The organism is Streptomyces sp. HUAS 31, from assembly GCF_028198125.1.
Classification (GTDB): Bacteria; Actinomycetota; Actinomycetes; order Streptomycetales; family Streptomycetaceae; genus Streptomyces; species Streptomyces chartreusis.
Window position 1 is genome coordinate 8,460,563 of sequence record NZ_CP116353.1, and the last position, 16,541, is coordinate 8,477,103.

Sequence of the window (16,541 nt, forward strand, 5' to 3'; positions counted from 1 at the left end):
ATCAGGGAAACGGCAGCGGCGATGACGGTGACAGAGGACGGCGCGACGGCGACCACGGCGGACGTCGTGCACGAGCCCGGTGACGAGATCGTGTACGGCCCCGGCATCGACCCGGAGCGGCTCGCCCTGTGCCTGAGCGTGCTGGAGGAACTCGACCGGCTGGAGGTCGACCACCCCGACGCCATCGCCGTGCGCCGGGCCACCGCCGGCCTCTACCGCACCGTCAAGCAGCGCCGCCGCCAGGAGCGCCGGGCCGCCAAGACCGCGCACGACAAGCAGGTCACGGAGGCCACGGCGACCGGCTCCGCCCAGCGCATCGACGACGAGACCGAGGGCCTGCTGCCCTCGTCGAACACCGAGGAGGGCAGGATCGCGGGGATACTCCAGCGCCCGCGCTCCTGCTACACCTGCAAGTCCCGGTACGTCGAGGTCGACTACTTCTATCACCAGCTCTGCCAGGACTGCGCCCGCCTCAACCGCGGCAAGCGCGACGCCCGCGCCGACCTCACCGGCAAGCGCGCCCTGCTCACCGGCGGCCGCGCCAAGATCGGCATGTACATCGCGCTCCGGCTGCTCCGCGACGGCGCGCACACCACGATCACCACGCGCTTCCCCAAGGACGCCATCCGCCGCTTCAAGGCCATGGACGACTCCGGTGACTGGATGCACCGCCTTGAGGTCGTCGGCATCGACCTGCGCGACCCCGCCCAGGCCGTGGCCCTCGCCGAGCAGGTCACCGAGGCCGGGCCGCTCGACATCCTCGTGAACAACGCGACCCAGACCGTACGCCGGCTGCCCTCCGCCTACGCCGCCCTGGTCGACGGCGAGAGCGCGCCGCTGCCCGCCGGTGAGCTGCCCGCCCACCACGTCATCGGCGCGTTCAACTCCGGCGCGGTCGACGGCCTCGCCGCGCTGCCGCTGGGCACCAGCGGTCTCGACGCCCAGAAGGTCGCCGACCTCGCCCTGGTCGCGGGCAACGCCAGCGTCGCCCGGCACCTCGACGGCACCGCCATCGACGCGGGCGGCCTCGTGCCCGACGTCGTCGACTCCAACACCTGGGTGCAGACCATCGACCAGATCTCCCCGGTGGAGCTCCTGGAGACCCAGCTCTGCAACTACACCTCGCCGTTCATCCTGATCAGCGCGCTGCGCCCGGCGATGGCCGACGCCGCGAAGAAGGCGTCGAGCGGGCGCGCCTACGTCGTGAACGTCTCCGCGATGGAGGGCGTCTTCGGCCGTGGGTACAAGGGCGCGGGGCACCCGAACACCAACGCCGCGAAGGCCGCGATGAACATGGTCACGCGGACCAGCGCGCAGGAGATGTTCGACAGCGACGGCATCCTCATGACGTCGGTCGACACCGGCTGGATCACGGACGAGCGTCCCCACTACGACAAGCTCCGCCTTGCCGAGGCCGGGTTCCACGCGCCGCTCGACCTGGTGGACGGGGCGGCGCGGGTGTACGACCCGATCGTGCGGGGCGAGGCGGGCGACGATGTGTACGGGGTCTTCTTGAAGGACTACGCGCCGGGTAAGTGGTAGGCGAGGTCGGTGGGGCGCCTGCGGGCCCGTTGTGGCTGATCGCGCAGTTCCCCGCGCCCCTAGGAGGTTGCCGTACCGCGCGATCGAAGGCGCTCGTGGATCGCGTATCCCGTTGCTGTCCCTGCCGCTCGCACCCGCGTCCCGCCATCCACCAGCAGATCCGCCCCGGTGATCCACTCCGCCGCGTCCGACGCCAGCCACACCACCGCTCGGGCCACGTCCTCCGGCTCGCCGATTCGGCCCAGCGGCAGACCGGCAGCGACCTCTTCCTCACCCGGCTCCCACACGAAACGCGCCATCTCCGTGCGGACCAGTCCGGGCGAGACGGAGTTGACCCGGACCCTCGGGCCCAGTTCGCCCGCGAGCTGCCGGGTCAGGTGGAGGAGGGCCGCCTTGCTGGTGCCGTAGGCGCCGATGCGGGGGCCGACATGGGTGGCGCCCTCCGTGCAGACGTTGACCACCGCGCCGCCGTGTTCGCGCATCCAGGCGTGCCAGGCGCACTGCACGAGCCGCAGTGGTGCCTCGACGTTCACCGTGAACGCCTCGCGCCAGGCGAGCGGATCGACGTCCATGAGGGGGCCGTACGGCTGGTTGGTCGCCGCGTTGTTCACGATCACGTCGATCCGGCCGAACTCGCGCAGGGCGAGGTCCGTCACCGCCCGGGGATGTTCCGGGTCGGCCACGCTCCCGGCCAGCCCGACGCCGCCCAGCTCGGCGGCCGTCCGCCGGACCTCCTCCGCGTCCCGCGCGGTCACGCAGACCAGCGCCCCGGCGGCGGCCAGCTGCCGGGCGACGGCGTGGCCGATGCCGCGTGTGGCGCCGGTGACGACGGCGGCCCTGCCCTGGAGACCGTACGGCGGCGTCATCGCCGTACGGTCTCATGACGAGCCGTCAGTTGGCAGCCCCGAGGGGCGAGTTCCTGGACGCCACCAGCTCCAGCACCGCCCGCCAGTCCTCCAGCACCCCGGCTTCGAACTCGGCGCTGCGGCCCTCCTCGTCGGCCTGGTGCAGGCGCATCAGGTCGTCGTCGGCCAGGTCGCGGGCCCGGCAGTGTTCGCGGACGAGGCGGGAGACCCGTTCGCCGAGCAGGGGCCGGACCGCGTCCGCGGCGCAGTCGGAGTGGTGGGTCACGTCGCCCGGGCGCAGCAGCGGGCCGATGGCATGAACGAGCCCCGCGACCTGGAGTTCCTTGTCGGCGGGGCGGACGCGGCGCAGCAGCGCGGCCGTCTGGAGTGCGTGTTGGTGGAGATCGACCCGGGTGCCTGCGAGGCCCGGGGCGTCCCGGCTGCCCCGGCAGGCGTTCAGCAGATCCATCAGCTCTTCGACACTGCGCAGCTCCATGCGCCAGTCCTCCCGCCGGACGAGCCGTTGCCGTCCGTCAGCAGATCATGGCCGCCTTGCGAATCGGCCAACGGGACTTGAACTGCGCTGCGTCCATGGGAACGGGGCCGGGCGGAGACGCGTCGCTGAGCCGAACGGGTGACTGGTAAACGCAGTATTACGTAGGAAAACAGTGGATAACGGGCAGGTGAAAACTGGTCGACTCCGGATAGTTACAGGTTGTTTGCAGCCCCATCGAGCGGGGGGCCGCTCATTTGGTTAATCTGTAGCGGACGGACAGCAATACAGGGTTCCAACCCACACCCACGGTCCGTCCCGGGACAAGCCGGCGCACAACGGCCTGCTCTCGCACCAGTTATCCGGCGCCACCGCGACCGAGTCGACGTTGAGTTAGACCCGAGCGGGCGTCAGGTGCCGGACCGCAGACTGGTCCGGCCCGCCCCGAGGGTGATCCGACACAGAAGGAGTGCGCGGTGACACCTGAGAAGACGAATCGCGAGCAGCGCCCCAAGGAACGCACGGAGCGCGCGGGCCGCCGGTCCACGGAGCTCGGCAGTCTCGATGTGTGGGCCAGGTCCGCCCCCATCCGTCTGGCGGGGTACGAGGACGACCTCGCCGAGCCCCACATCCTGCCCAGCGTCGACTGACCTGGCAGAACCCTTCGCGATCGCCGACCGCATGGGCGTGCGAGACTCACGCCCATGCTGATCAGAGAAGCCGCGGCCGACGACTGGCCGCGGATTTGGCCTTTCTGGCACCGGATCGTCGCCGCCGGCGAGACCTACGCATGGGATCCGGACACCTCTGAGGACGCCGCCCGTGCGCTGTGGATGAATCCGGCCAAGGACGTCTACGTCGTCGAGGACGACGCGGGGTCCCTCGTCGCCTCCGCCTACGTCACCCCCAACTACGGCGGCCCGGCCGCCGGAATCGCCAACGCCGGCTTCATGGTCGACCCCGCCCACGGCGGCCGCGGCATCGGCCGTGCCCTCGCCGAGCACATCGTGGCCGTGGCCAGGGCTGACGGCTACCGGGGCATGGTGTTCAACGCCGTCGTCGAGACCAACCCGGCCGTGGCCCTGTGGGCCTCCCTCGGCTTCGCGATCCTCGGCACCGTTCCGGACGCCTACGACCATCCCCGGCACGGCCGGGTCGGGCTGCACATCATGCACCGGGCGCTTTAGCGGTCCGCCTTCACCTCCTCATTGTTTGCCTAAAAGCTTTAGGCAAGTGCATACTCGCTTTCGGCAAGCGAGAGGATGGCTATGGCACGCGTAGGGCTGACCACGGAGCGTCTGGTCCGGGCCGGGGCGGAGCTCGCCGACGAGATCGGCTTCGAGCAGGTGACCGCGTCGGAGCTCGCCCGGCGGTTCGACGTCAAGGTCGCGAGTCTGTACTCGCACGTGAAGAACTCCCAGGACCTCAAGACGCGCATCGCCCTGTTCGCGCTGGAGGAGCTGGCCGACCGGGCCGCCGACGCCGTCGCCGGGCGCGCGGGCAAGGACGCCCTCGTCGCCTTCGCGAACGTCTACCGCGACTACGGCCTCGAACACCCCGGCCGTGCCGCCGCCACGCGCATGACCCTCGACGCCGAGACGGCCGCGGCGAGCGCCGGCGTCCGGCACGCGCAGATGACCCGCGCCATCCTGCGCGGCTACGACCTGACCGAGCCGGACGCGACCCACGCCGTACGGCTGCTGGGCAGCGTCTTCCACGGGTACGCCAGCCTGGAACTGGCGGGCGGCTTCAGCCACAGCGCGCCCGACTCCGAGGAGACCTGGCACCGGATCCTGGACGCCCTGGACGCCCTGCTGCGCAACTGGCCCACCGAGCCCACCCCTTGATCGACAGGCTGAAGGACATGGACACCGAGCACGACTGGATCACCACGACCGTCACCGCCGACCTGCTGCGCGGCGCCCTCGACGTCGAGCGGACAGAGCGCGGTGTGCTGCCGCACCGGCTGCCCGCCCGGGCGCGTGCCCAGAACACCGACGGACAGCTGGCCATGGCCGAGTCGCAGCCCTCCGGCGTACGGCTGGCCTTCCGCACCCGCGCCACCGCCGTCGAACTGGACACCCTGCCCACCAAGCGCACCTACGTCGGCGCGCCGCCCCGCCCACACGGCGTGTACGACCTGGTCGTCGACGGCCTTCCCGCCGGGCAGGGCAGCGTCACCGACGGCAACGTCCTGATCATCGACATGATGGCCGGCACCACCGAGGAGCGCCCCGGCCGGCCCGGCACCGTCCGCTTCACCGGGCTGCCCGCCCGCGACAAGGACGTCGAGATCTGGCTGCCGCACAACGAGACCACCGAGCTGATCGCCCTGCGCACCGACGCCCCCGTCGAGCCGGCCGGCGACCCGGGCCGCAAGGTGTGGCTGCACCACGGCAGTTCGATCAGCCACGGCTCCGACGCCGCGAGCCCCACCGCCATCTGGCCCGCGCTCGCCGCGTCGCTCGGCGGCGTGGAGCTGATCAACCTGGGCCTGGCCGGCAGCGCCCTGCTCGACCCGTTCACCGCCCGCGCCCTGCGCGACACCCCCGCCGACTTCATCAGCGTCAAGATCGGTATCAACCTGGTCAACATGGACCTGATGCGGCTGCGCGCCTTCGGCCCCGCGGTCCACGGCTTCCTCGACACGGTCCGCGAAGGCCACCCGACGACGCCGCTGCTCGTCGTGTCGCCCATCCTGTGCCCCATCCACGAGGACACACCCGGCCCCTGCGCACCGGACTTCAGCGGCATGAGCGACGGCGGGCTGCGGTTCGTCGCCATGGGCGACCCGGCGGAACGCGCGAGCGGGAAGCTGACGCTGGGTGTCATCCGGGAGGAGCTGTCCCGCATCGTGAAGCAGCGGGTGGCCGACGACCCGAACCTGCACTACCTCGACGGCCGGGAGCTCTACGGCGAGACCGACTCCGCCGAACTGCCGCTGCCCGACGACCTGCACCCCGACGCCGCCACGCACCGCCTGATCGGTGAACGCTTCGCACGCCTCGCGTTCACCGCCGAAGGACCGTTCGCGGCGCCGGACCACGGCGGGTCCGTCTAGTCCAGCGGCGCCGTCCGCCGCCAGGGCCGCAGCTCCTCCATCCGCTCCGCCAGCGCCAGCAGCTCAGCCTCCGAGCCGGGCCGACCGACCAACTGCACCGCGGTGGGGGCGCCGGACGGCAGCGTGCCGAGCGGGACCGCCATCGCGGGCCAGCCGGTGAGGTTCCACGGCGGCGTCAGCGGCGAGTAGTTCGTGTTGGCCATGATGTTGCGCAGCCAGCCCCGCTCGTGCCAGGGCTCGGACCTGGGGGAGCGGCGGGCGAGCGCCGGGGTGAGCAGCACGTCGTACTCGTCGAAGAACGGCTCCAGCCTCCGGCGCAGTTCCTCCCGGCTCGCACCGGCGCGCGCCCGGTCGACGAACCGCTTCCCGACAGCGGCGTGCACCCGCGTCCGGCGCGTGAGCCGCCGGGCGTCGAGGCCCTGGGCGTCCACGGCCGTGCCCGCGGTCCAGTGGGTCAGCGAGGTGACGCCCAGCGACATCGGGTACGGCGGATCGGCCCGCCGCACCTGGTGACCGGCCTTGATGAGCAGCCCGGCGGCCTCGCGCGCGGCACTCGCGTACGGCTTGCTGACGGCGACCCCGGCTATCGGGCTGCGCAGGGACACGGCGATCCGGTACGTGCCGGGCGTGTCCGGGCGTACGACCTCGGTGTCGGCGAGTACCGACAGCATCAGGCGGGCGTCCTCGACCGTGGTGGCCAGCGGGCCGTTCTCCGACATGCCGAACCAGTCGCCGTCGCTGACACCGGCCGGGACCACGCCGGTGCCGGGCTTTATCGTGACCAGTCCGCAGTTGGCCGCGGGTATCCGCAGCGAGCCCATGCCGTCGTTTCCGAGGGCGATCGGCACCATGCCCGCGGCGACCGCGGCCGCGCTGCCGCCGGACGAACCGCCCGCCGTGCGCGAGGTGTCCCACGGGTTGCGGGCGGTGCCGTGCACGCCCTCGGTGGTGCCGAAGACGCACAGCTCCGGCACGTTCGTCAGCCCCACGACCACCGCGCCTGCGGCCCGCAGCCGGGCCACGGTGACATGGTCCTCGTCGGACGGCGTGTCCGGTGTCGCCGCCGAGCCGACGCGCTTGGACTCGCCGCGCACCGCGAGGTTGTCCTTCACGGCCACCGGCACGCCCGCCAGCGGGAGTTCGGCGAGGTCGCCGCGCGAGGCCACCTCGTCGGCCTCGGCGAGCGCGGCCTCGGCCCGCACCACCCGGAACGCGCCGATGTCGCCGTCGACGCGCTCGATCCGGGCCAGGTGCTCGGCCACCACCTCCCGGGGGGTGGCCCGCTTCTCGCGTACGGCGGCGGCGATCTCGGTGGCGGTCCGGCCGACCCAGCTGGTCACGGGCGCTCCTCAGGGCTTACTCGCGAGTATGTAGGAGGAACTCTGCCGCTCGGCGGGCCCGGCGTCGAGAGGCCGCCGGGCTTGGATATTCGCGTGGCTCTTGTTGGACTTTTCGCGCCGCGGCTTCTCAGCACCGCCCCGTTGACCTGCGCATCATCCGACGAATGCGCCAACTCGGCTGTTCCCAACTCCCATTGACAGCCCTTGGGGCCCGCTCAATGATCAGACATCCGATGAATGGGAGTGTCTTATGAGGAGACGCTGGAGAGTCGCCGGAGTGCTCGCGGCGCTGACGCTTCTGCTCACGGCGCCGCTGCCGGCCCTCGCCGTGGAGGAGGCTGCGCAGGCGCCGGTCACGGTGCCCGCGCTGACCGACTGGACCCCGGCGGCCGGCAGTTACCGCTACGCGCCGGGCGCCCGCCTGGTGGCCGACGGGGCGAGCGGGCGGAGGGTCGCCGGCACGCTCGCCGACGACCTGCGCGACGCCGGACACGGCACGGTCCCGGTGGTGTCCGCCGGTGCGAGGAACGGCGACATCGTCATCGACGTCCGGCCGGACCGGACCTCCCTCGGTGCCGAGGGCTACGAACTCGCCGCGGGCAAGCGGCTGTCGGTGACCGCGGCGACCGAGACCGGCGCCTTCTACGGCACCCGCACCCTGCTCCAGCTCCTCGCCCGGGGCGACCGCGTCCCCGCCGGCCGCACGGTCGACGTACCGCGCTACAAGGAGCGCGGTGTCGGAGTCTGTGCCTGCTACATCCACGTCTCGATGCCGTGGCTGGAGAACCTGGTCCGCGAGATGGCGTACAACAAGCTCAACCAGCTGCTCCTCGAACTGAAGGTGAAGAGCGACACCCATCCCGAGGCCAACACCTGGGGCTACTACACCAAGGACGAGATCCGCCGCTTGGTCGCCCTCGGCAAGCGGTACCACGTCGAGATCATCCCGGAGATCAACTCCCCGGGCCACATGGACCCGTGGATCGAGAACCGGCCCGATCTCCAGCTGACCGACTCCGACGGCGACAAGCAGCCCTCGCGCCTCGACATCACCAGGCCGGAGGCCCTCGCCTACTACACCGGCCTGATCGACGAGTACGCCGAGGTCTTCACCTCCACGTCCTGGCACATGGGAGCCGACGAGTACATGCTCGGCTCCGACTTCGCCAAGTACCCGCAGATCCTGAAGTACGCCCAGGACAGTTACGGCCCCGGTGCCACGCCGCAGGACGCGTTCATCGACTTCGTCAACCGCGTCCACGCCCACGCCGCGGACAAGGGCAAGCGGCTGCGCATCTGGAACGACGGGCTCACCGGCGCCAACACCGTCCCGGTGACCGCCGGCACGACGGTCGAGCACTGGCTGAACGTGGCGACCAAGCCGAGCCAACTGCGGGCCCAGGGCTACCCGTTGATGAACGCCGCCTACGCCCTCTACCTCGTCCGCGGCGGCTTCCACAGCGACACCGAGGGCCTGTACGACCAGAGCTGGGACCCGCGCAGCTTCGAGGGCGAGAAACTCGCCACCTCCGACGGCATCACCGGCGCGAAGATCAGCCTCTGGCCCGACAACGGCCGCGGCGAGACCGAGAACGAGGTCGCCGTCGCCCTGTGGCCCGCACTGCGGCACATCGCCCAGGCCACCTGGGGCGACCCGCACCCCGACAGCACCTACGCCGCCTTCACCGCGCGCGGCACGGCGGTCGGGCATGCGCCGGGATGGCGGGACCTCACCCGGGTACCGGTGGCGGACGGCCCGTACACCTTCCGCACCCGGGGCCGGACCTTCGACGCCGAGGTGGCGCGCACCGCCGACGGCCATGTCACCGTGCGGACGGCGGAGGGCTGCCTGGAGATCCGGGGCGGGAAGCTCACGCTCAACGTGCCGCTCCAGCCCGGCGTGGAGGCGGCCCCGCAGGTGTGCGACCCCCGCAACACCCTCCAGCGCTGGCAGCTGGAGCCCACCGCAGGTGGCTACCGCCTCGTCAACGCCATCACCCGCATGCCGGTGGGCGTCACGGACGACGGGCGGCTCGCCCAGTACCCGCCGGACCAGCGCACTCCCGCCGTATGGCGCCTGAGCGCCTGAGCACTTGCCCCTTGAGCGCCTGAGCACCTCAGCATCTGACCCGAGGAGCCTTCCCATGGCCGTTTCCCGACGCGTGTTCCTCGCGACAGCCGCCGTCCTCACCGCGACCGGCGTGAGCCGACCCGCCCTGGCGGCATCCGCCGGCGCGACGGAGGACCCCCGCTACCGCATCCCCGTCAGCCCCGACGACACCGAGGCCGACCTGGTCCGCAAGGCCTCCCAGGTCCGCCCCACCGCACGGCAGATCGCCTGGCAGCGCCTGGAGCGCACCGCGTTCCTGCACTTCGGCGTCAACACCTTCACCGGCCTCGAATGGGGCACCGGCGACGAGGACCCCGACGTCTTCCGGCCGGCCGGCCTCGACACCGACCAGTGGGCCCGCGCCCTGCGCGACGGCGGCTTCAGGCTCGCCATCCTCACCGTCAAGCACCACGACGGCTTCGTGCTCCACCAGTCCCGCTACACCGACCACTCGGTGGCGTCGAGCAGTTGGCAGGGCGGCCGGGGTGACGTCCTGCGCTCCTTCGCCGACTCCATGCGCCGCCACGGCATCAAGGTCGGCGTCTACATCTCGCCCGCCGACGAGAACCAGTACCTCCACGGCGTCTACGCCAATGGCAGCGCCCGCACCGACCGCACGATCCCCACCCTCGTGGCGGGCGACGACCGCACCCCGCCCCGCTCGTACACCCTCCCCGCCACCGACTACGGCGCCCACATGCTCAACCAGCTCTATGAGGTCCTCACCGAGTACGGCCCGATCGACGAGGTGTGGTTCGACGGCGCGCAGGGCCGCATCCCGCCGGACAAGGTGGAGAAGTACGACTGGGACAGCTGGTACACCCTCGTCCGTTCCCTCGCGCCCGACGCGGCGATCGCCGTGTCCGGCCCCGATGTGCGCTGGGTCGGCAACGAGGGAGGGCTGGCCCGGGAGGACGAGTGGAGCGTCGTACCGGTCCAGGAGAAGGACCACGGCCGCACCGACTACGCCCTCGCCTACGACGCGCCCGACATGGGCAGCCGCGCCGCGCTGGTCAGGGCCCGGCCGGTGGCCGACCACCTCCAGTGGTGGCCGGCCGAGTGCGATGTGTCGATCCGCGACGGCTGGTTCTACCATGCCGACCAACAGCCCAAGAGCGTCGAGCAGTTGACGGACATCTACTTCCGGTCGGTGGGCCGCAACTCGGTGCTCCTGCTCAACGTCCCGCCCGACACCGACGGCCTGCTGCCCGCCGCCGACGTGGCCCGGCTGCGGGAGTTCCGCGAGCGCGTGGAGCGCGAGCTGCCCGAGGACCTGGCACGCGACGCCCGCACGACCGCCGCACCGGGCCGGATCGCCGTCGACCTCGGCCGGGAGCGGGAGGTGGACCGGATCCGGCTCGCTGAGGACATCCGGCACGGGCAGCAGGTGGAGAGCTTTGTCGTGGAGGCACAGCAGGGCGGCGCCTGGACGGAGGTGACCCGGACCGGGACCATCGGCGCGAGCCGGATCGTGCTCCTTGCGGCACCGGTGCGGGCCAGGCGCTGGCGGGTGCGGGTCACCGGCTCGCGCGCGGCGGTCCGGCTCGCGGAGTTCGGGCTGTACCGCTCACGGGTCTAATTCGGTTGACCGGGGCGGGGCCGTACGGGCTGGATGGGGTGCATGGCCGACATCCAGGGCACCTACGACCGTCTGTTCATCGCCGTGCCGAACGCGCTGGCCGACATGCTGGAGGCGGGGGACGCCGGCGGCTCCGTCGCGGTCTTCGTGGACGGCGAGCCGGTCGTGGACGTGTGGGGCGGCTTCACGGACGCCGACCGCACCGTTCCGTGGGAGCGCGACACGATCGTCAGCGTGTTCTCCGTGACCAAGACGATGACGGCGCTGTGCGCCCTGGTCCTCGTCGACCGGGGCGAACTCGACCCCGACGCCCCGGTCGCCCGCTATTGGCCGGAGTTCGCGGCGGAGGGCAAGGAGAAGGTGCTTCTGCGGCACCTGCTCTCGCACACGGCCGGCCTGCCCGACTGGGACGGCCCGGTCGACGAGCTCTACGACTGGCCGGCCGCCACGTCCCGGCTCGCCGCGCGCACCACCCGCTGGGAGCCGGGCACCGCCGCCGGGTACCACTCCCTCACCCAGGGATTCCTGGTCGGCGAGGTCGTGCGCCGGGTCACCGGCCGCAGCGTGGGGGACTTCCTCGCCGCGGAGGTCACGGGTCCGCTGGGCGCCGACTTCCACATCGGCCTGCCGCCCGAGCACGATCACCGGGTCGCCCCCGCGATCCCGCCGACGGGCAAGGACGAGGACTACTCCGCGAGCGCGCCGGGCAACCCGACGGGCTCCGAGGCGGGCAACGGCGTCCGAGTGCGCGACGGCAACAGCACGGCCTGGCGCCGCGCACAGATCCCCGCGGCGAGCGGCTACGGCAACGCCCGCTCGGTCGCGCTGGTGCAGTCGGTCCTGGCCTGCGGGGGAGAGGTGGGCGGCGTACGGCTGCTGTCCCGGGCCGGCTGCGACCGGGCCTTCGAGGAACAGTTCGACGGCGACGACCGCGTCCTCGGCATGCCGATGCGCTGGGGCCTGGGCTACGGCCTCTTCGGCACCACGTACGGCTGGGGCGGCTGGGGCGGATCCCTGATGATGCTGGAGCCCGACAGCCGGATGGTCGTGGCGTACGTGACCAACCAGATGCGCGAACCCGCCGAGGACACACGGGGGATGGAGATCGTGACGGCGGCCTACGAAGGGCTCCAGGGGCTGCACCTCTGAAGCGGGCGACGGGGTGGCGCGTGACCGACGGCGCCGGAAAGCGACGCCACGGGCGCGTCACGCGCCCCGCGCCACCCCCGTACTCCCACGCTCGATCAACGTCGGCACGGGCACCCGCACGGCCCGGGCCGACCCCCCGTCGAGCAGCGCGGTCAGTTCCTGTGCCGCGGTGCGGCCGAACTCCACGCTGTCGCGGGACAGGGCGGAGAGCCACGGCTTGACCATGCGGCACAGGGCCGAGTCCTCCCACGAGACGACCGAGACGTCCGCCGGTACGGAGAAGCCGAGTTCTGCCGCCGCGACGGCACCGGCGACCGCCATCACGTCGTTGTCGTAGATCAGCGCGGTCGGGGGAGCGGCGCCCTCCAGGACCCGGCGGGTGACGGCGGCGCCCTCGGCGTCGGAGTAGTCGGTCGTCACCGACCGCACCTCGGACAGGCCACGGCGGCCTGCCTCGGCGCGCAGGGTGCGGATACGGCGCTCGGTGTGGGCGAGCCCCGGCAGACCGGCGATGTGCACGATCCGCCGGTGGCCGAGCGCGTACAGGCCGTCCACCACCGAGGCCATCGCGCCCGCGTCGTCGGCCCAGACGGTCGACAGACCCGGGTGCCGCTCGTCCGGCGCGCCTCCTATGACCACGGCTGGGAGGCCGAGTTCGTCCAGGAGGTCCGGACGGGGATCGTCGGTGCGCGGATCGACGACCAGGACGCCGTCCACACGGTGCTCGGCCCACCAGCGCCGGTACACCGCGCACTCGTCGGCGACGTCCTCCACCACCTGGAACAGCAGCCCCAGATGGCGCTCCGCCAGCACCTCCTGGATGCCGGAGACGAGCTGCAGGAAGAACGAGTCCACCCCCAGCTTGTCCGCCGGACGCGCCAGCACGAAACCGACCGTCGCCGCGCCCTCCCCGGACAGCGCGCGCGCCGCCGTGCTGGGCCGCCAGCCCAGCTCCTCGGCGACCTGCCGCACCCGGTCCCGGGTGTCCTCCGACACGCCCGGCCTGCCGTTCAGCGCGAAGGAGACCGCGCTCTGCGAGACCCCGGCGTGCCGCGCTATGTCCTTCATCGTCGGACGCCGGGCCGGTGACCGCTTGCCTGACATCGTGCTCCCCCCCATTCCGGCGGCACATTCCCCGAGCAGTATGCACTAATGCGGTTCAGCTGCGTGATCCTAATGCGGTTCAGCTCGGTGATCCTAATGCGCATTAGTCACTAAAGAAATTAGCTGCGCGAGAGCCATTGACGGGCCCGTGGAACGGCGTGCAGGGTCTGCCACGTCGACCAACCCGCCCGCAAAGGAGGCCGGTTCACGGTGCCCATATCCCGTAGAGCCCTCGCTGCCGCATTCGCCGTCTGTGTCGCGCTGCCGCTCAGCGCCTGTGGTTCGTCAGGCGGTGACAGCGGCAGCACCGACGCCTCCGGCAAGGTCGAGGGCGACATCACCTTCCAGACCTGGAACCTGCGCGCCAATTTCAAGGACTACTTCGAGGGCCTGATCGCCGACTTCGAGAAGAAGTACCCCGGCACCAACGTCAAGTGGATCGACCAGCCCGCCGAGGGCTACGCCGACAAGATCAGCGCCGACGCCGCCGGCGGCACCCTCCCCGACGTCGTCAACGTCTCGCCCGACCTGGTCGCCCCGCTCGCCAAGGCGGGCCTCGCGATGGACCTCGACAAGGCCGCCGGGAAGTACAAGAAGGAGTACCTGGACGGGGCCTGGGCCAGCCACCAGGTGCCCGGCCTGGAGGGCACGTACGCCTTCCCCTGGTACCTCAACACCGGCCCGCTCTTCTACAACAAGACCCTCTTCAAGGAAGCGGGCCTCGACGCCGAGCAGCCGCCGAAGACGTACGACGAGGTCTTCGACGCGGCCCTGAAGATGGCAAAGGAGACGGACGGCAAAGTCGCCACCCTCGCCAACGTCCCCACCGTCGAGGACTTCGGCCGCTACGGCGTGGAGCTGATGAACAAGGAGGGCACCGCCTTCACCTTCAACGACGCGAAGGGGGTCGAGCTCCTCACCAAGTACAAGGAGCTGTACGACGCCAAGGCCCTCGACCCGCAGGCGCTGACCGCCACCCCCGAGTCGTCCGGCAAGAAGTTCCTCACCGGCGCCGTCGCCATGAACCCCGGCAGCGCGCTCGACCTCGGCAACTTCAAGAAGCAGGCGCCGAACCTGTACAAGAACATCGGCATCACCGACCAGATCACCAGCACCGGCCACGTCAACATGTACGTGATGGGCGTGATGGTCAACGCGCAGACCAAGCGCACGCCCGCCGCCGTCGCCTTCGCGCACTACGTCACCGACGCCGAGCACCAGATGTCGTTCGCCAAGAAGGTCGCCATCTTCCCCAGCACCGCCGGCTCGCTCGACGACCCGTACTTCACCAAGGAGGACGGCACCGACGAGACACGGGTGCGGATCGCCGCCGCCAAGTCACTTAAGAACGCGGTCAACTACACGCCGGTGCTGTTCAGCGAGCAGATGAAGACCGAGCTGCGCAACGAGGTCGCCAAGGCGTTGCAGGGCAAGGAGAGCCCCGAGGAAGCTCTGGACAACGCTGTCAAGGCCTGCAACACGCTGCTCCAGCAGCAGGGTTAGTACGCGATGGCCCTCTCCACCGTCTCCCGGGTGCGGCGCCAGCTGCCCACCAGTCCCTGGCTGTTCGCCGCCCCGGGGCTGCTGATCACCGGCGCCTTCATCCTGTACCCGTTCCTCTCCACGCTGGTCAACGCCTTCACCGACCGCCGCACCCTGATCCCCGGCGAGTTCGTGGGCCTGGCCAACTTCCGTGAGCTGCTGAACGACGACATGTTCTGGATCGGACTGCGCAACAGCACGCTGTACGTCCTCGGCGTCGTCCCCGCCCTCGTCGTGCTGCCCCTGCTGCTCGCGCTCCTGGTGCAGAAGAACATCCCCGGCATCACCTTCTTCCGGTCCGCCTTCTACACCCCGGTCGTCGCCTCGATCGTGGTGGTCGGGCTGATCTGGGTGTGGCTGCTCGACGAGCGCGGCCTGGTGAACTCCCTGCTGGAGACGATCGGCGTCGGCCGGGTCGGCTTCCTCAGCGACCAGTGGCTGCTCCTGCTGAGCGCCATGGCCGTGACGGTCTGGAAGGGCCTCGGCTACTACATGATCATTTATCTGGCCGCGCTCGCCAACGTGCCCCGCGAACTGCACGAGGCGGCGGCCGTGGACGGCGCCGGCGCCATCCGCCGCTTCCTCACGGTCACCGTGCCCGCCGTGCGCTCCACCATGGTGCTGGTCGGCGCGCTGTCCTCGGTCGCCGCCTTCAAGGTGTTCTCCGAGGTGTACCTGATGGCGGGCCCCAGCGGCGGCCCGGCGGGCGAGGACACCACCCTCGTGATGCTCGTCCAGCGCACCGGCACCGGCCTGACCGGCCGCGTCGGCTACGCCTCGGCCATCTCGGTCGTCGTCTTCGTCGTCACCGTCGCCCTGATGCTGCTCGTACTGCGCGCCGACCGGAGGGAGGAGTCATGAGCGTCATGGAGAAGGTACGGCCCACCCCCGCCGAGCGGGTCGCCAAGCGCGAACCCCGCGTCACCGACGAACACGGCCGCCGCGTCCGGGTCTGGGAACTCGCACTGCGCTATCTGCTCCTGCTGGCCGTGCTCGCCCTCACCGTCGGCCCGTTCCTCTGGCAGCTGTCGACCTCGCTCAAGGGCCCCACCGAGGACATCTTCAGCTCCCCGCCGAAGTTCCTGCCGGGCGACCCGACGCTGCACAACTACGAGCGGGTCTCCGAGACCATCCCGGTCTGGGACTACGCCCTCAACTCGCTGAAGGTCGCCACCGCCAACGTCGTCACCAACTGCGTCGGCGCCGCACTCGCGGGCTACGCCCTCGCCCGGCTGCGCTACCGGGGCCGCAAGGTCGCCACGCTCGTCTTCATCCTGGCGATGCTCGTGCCCGTGGAGGGCATCATCATCGCCCAGTTCACGACCATGCGGGAGCTCGGCCTCAACAACACCCTCATCGGTGTTGTCCTGCCCGGCTGCATCAGCGCCCTGAACGTCCTGCTGATGCGCAACGCCTTCCTGAATCTGCCGTACGAGATCGAGGAGGCGGCCTACGTCGACGGGGCCGACGTCTGGCAGCGGTTCCTGCGCATCGCGCTGCCGTCGGTGAAGGGGACCCTCGCCGTCGTCGCGATCTTCGCCTTCATGGGCGCCTGGGACGACTTCCTGTGGCCGCTGATCGTGCTGAGCGACCCGTCCAAGTTCACCCTGACCATCGGCCTCAACTATCTGCACGGCACCTTCGCAGGCGACGAACGCCTGGTCGCCGCCGGCACGATCATCGCCGTCGCGCCGCTGATCGCCCTCTTCGCCTGTCTCCAGCGGTACTTCTTCCGCGGTGTCGGCGAGGGCGCGGTCAAGGGCTGATCCCGCACCC

At 71.1% G+C, this 16,541-nt stretch carries 15 protein-coding genes; 11 read left to right on the forward strand and 4 right to left on the reverse strand.

The genetic code is table 11. The features are described 5' to 3' along the window. The first annotated feature begins 21 nt into the window (after positions 1-21). Complete coding sequence (locus PGH47_RS37470) at positions 22-1,542, forward strand: SDR family NAD(P)-dependent oxidoreductase (RefSeq protein ID WP_271667132.1); 1,521 nt, start codon at positions 22-24, stop codon at positions 1,540-1,542. A 59-nt stretch (positions 1,543-1,601) separates the two neighbouring features. Here the strand turns inward: PGH47_RS37470 and PGH47_RS37475 are convergent, their stop codons facing one another. Next, positions 1,602-2,408 (reverse strand): SDR family oxidoreductase, encoded by an 807-nt coding sequence (locus PGH47_RS37475; RefSeq protein ID WP_271667133.1) that lies wholly within the window; start codon positions 2,406-2,408, stop codon positions 1,602-1,604. Positions 2,409-2,433: 25 nt separating this feature from the next. After that, positions 2,434-2,883 (reverse strand): hypothetical protein, encoded by a 450-nt coding sequence (locus tag PGH47_RS37480; protein ID WP_271667134.1) that lies wholly within the window; start codon positions 2,881-2,883, stop codon positions 2,434-2,436. Between the two features lie 473 nt (positions 2,884-3,356). On the opposite strand from PGH47_RS37480, the gene PGH47_RS37485 reads away from it, so the two are divergent. From PGH47_RS37485 to PGH47_RS37500, 4 genes are all read left to right on the forward strand, one after another. Then, positions 3,357-3,530, forward strand: coding sequence for a hypothetical protein (locus PGH47_RS37485; RefSeq protein ID WP_107908540.1), 174 nt, complete (start codon positions 3,357-3,359; stop codon positions 3,528-3,530). Between the two features lie 54 nt (positions 3,531-3,584). Next, a complete protein-coding gene (locus tag PGH47_RS37490; RefSeq protein ID WP_271667135.1) occupies positions 3,585-4,067 on the forward strand; it encodes a GNAT family N-acetyltransferase in 483 nt (160 codons plus the stop codon). Positions 4,068-4,148: 81 nt separating this feature from the next. Further along, positions 4,149-4,727 carry a TetR/AcrR family transcriptional regulator gene (locus tag PGH47_RS37495; protein WP_271667136.1) on the forward strand — a complete coding sequence of 193 codons (579 nt, stop codon included), beginning with the start codon at positions 4,149-4,151 and terminating at the stop codon, positions 4,725-4,727. Positions 4,728-4,744: 17 nt separating this feature from the next. After that, entirely contained in the window at positions 4,745-5,941 is a 1,197-nt protein-coding gene (locus tag PGH47_RS37500; protein WP_271667137.1) for a GDSL-type esterase/lipase family protein, read from the forward strand. On the opposite strand, the gene PGH47_RS37505 is transcribed toward PGH47_RS37500, so the two are convergent. Continuing rightward, positions 5,938-7,281 (reverse strand): amidase, encoded by a 1,344-nt coding sequence (locus PGH47_RS37505; protein ID WP_271667138.1) that lies wholly within the window; start codon positions 7,279-7,281, stop codon positions 5,938-5,940. The genes PGH47_RS37500 and PGH47_RS37505 overlap by 4 nt on opposite strands. 250 nt (positions 7,282-7,531) lie before the next feature. Here PGH47_RS37505 and PGH47_RS37510 point away from each other — a divergent pair, with 250 nt between their 5' ends. Genes PGH47_RS37510 through PGH47_RS37520 form a run of 3 tightly spaced genes read left to right on the forward strand, consistent with a single transcriptional unit; the run spans position 7,532 to position 12,119 of the window. Then, entirely contained in the window at positions 7,532-9,370 is a 1,839-nt protein-coding gene (locus PGH47_RS37510; protein WP_271667139.1) for a family 20 glycosylhydrolase, read from the forward strand. Positions 9,371-9,425: 55 nt separating this feature from the next. Then, positions 9,426-10,970 carry an alpha-L-fucosidase gene (locus PGH47_RS37515; RefSeq protein ID WP_271667140.1) on the forward strand — a complete coding sequence of 515 codons (1,545 nt, stop codon included), beginning with the start codon at positions 9,426-9,428 and terminating at the stop codon, positions 10,968-10,970. A 42-nt stretch (positions 10,971-11,012) separates the two neighbouring features. Next, entirely contained in the window at positions 11,013-12,119 is a 1,107-nt protein-coding gene (locus tag PGH47_RS37520) for a serine hydrolase domain-containing protein (protein ID WP_271667141.1), read from the forward strand. 57 nt (positions 12,120-12,176) lie between these two features. Here the strand turns inward: PGH47_RS37520 and PGH47_RS37525 are convergent, their stop codons facing one another. Next, positions 12,177-13,223 (reverse strand): LacI family DNA-binding transcriptional regulator, encoded by a 1,047-nt coding sequence (locus PGH47_RS37525; protein ID WP_150498652.1) that lies wholly within the window; start codon positions 13,221-13,223, stop codon positions 12,177-12,179. 210 nt (positions 13,224-13,433) lie between these two features. Here PGH47_RS37525 and PGH47_RS37530 point away from each other — a divergent pair, with 210 nt between their 5' ends. The 3 genes from PGH47_RS37530 to PGH47_RS37540 are packed head-to-tail and all read left to right on the forward strand — an operon-like array spanning position 13,434 to position 16,531. Then, entirely contained in the window at positions 13,434-14,726 is a 1,293-nt protein-coding gene (locus tag PGH47_RS37530) for an ABC transporter substrate-binding protein (RefSeq protein WP_271667142.1), read from the forward strand. Positions 14,727-14,732: 6 nt separating this feature from the next. Next, positions 14,733-15,626, forward strand: a complete 894-nt coding sequence (locus tag PGH47_RS37535; RefSeq protein ID WP_030953551.1) for a carbohydrate ABC transporter permease — start codon at positions 14,733-14,735, stop codon at positions 15,624-15,626. Continuing rightward, positions 15,623-16,531: a carbohydrate ABC transporter permease gene (locus PGH47_RS37540; protein WP_271667143.1), complete on the forward strand. Its 909-nt coding sequence runs from the start codon at positions 15,623-15,625 to the stop codon at positions 16,529-16,531. Before PGH47_RS37535 ends, PGH47_RS37540 begins: the two co-directional genes overlap by 4 nt. Positions 16,532-16,541 lie beyond the last annotated feature (10 nt).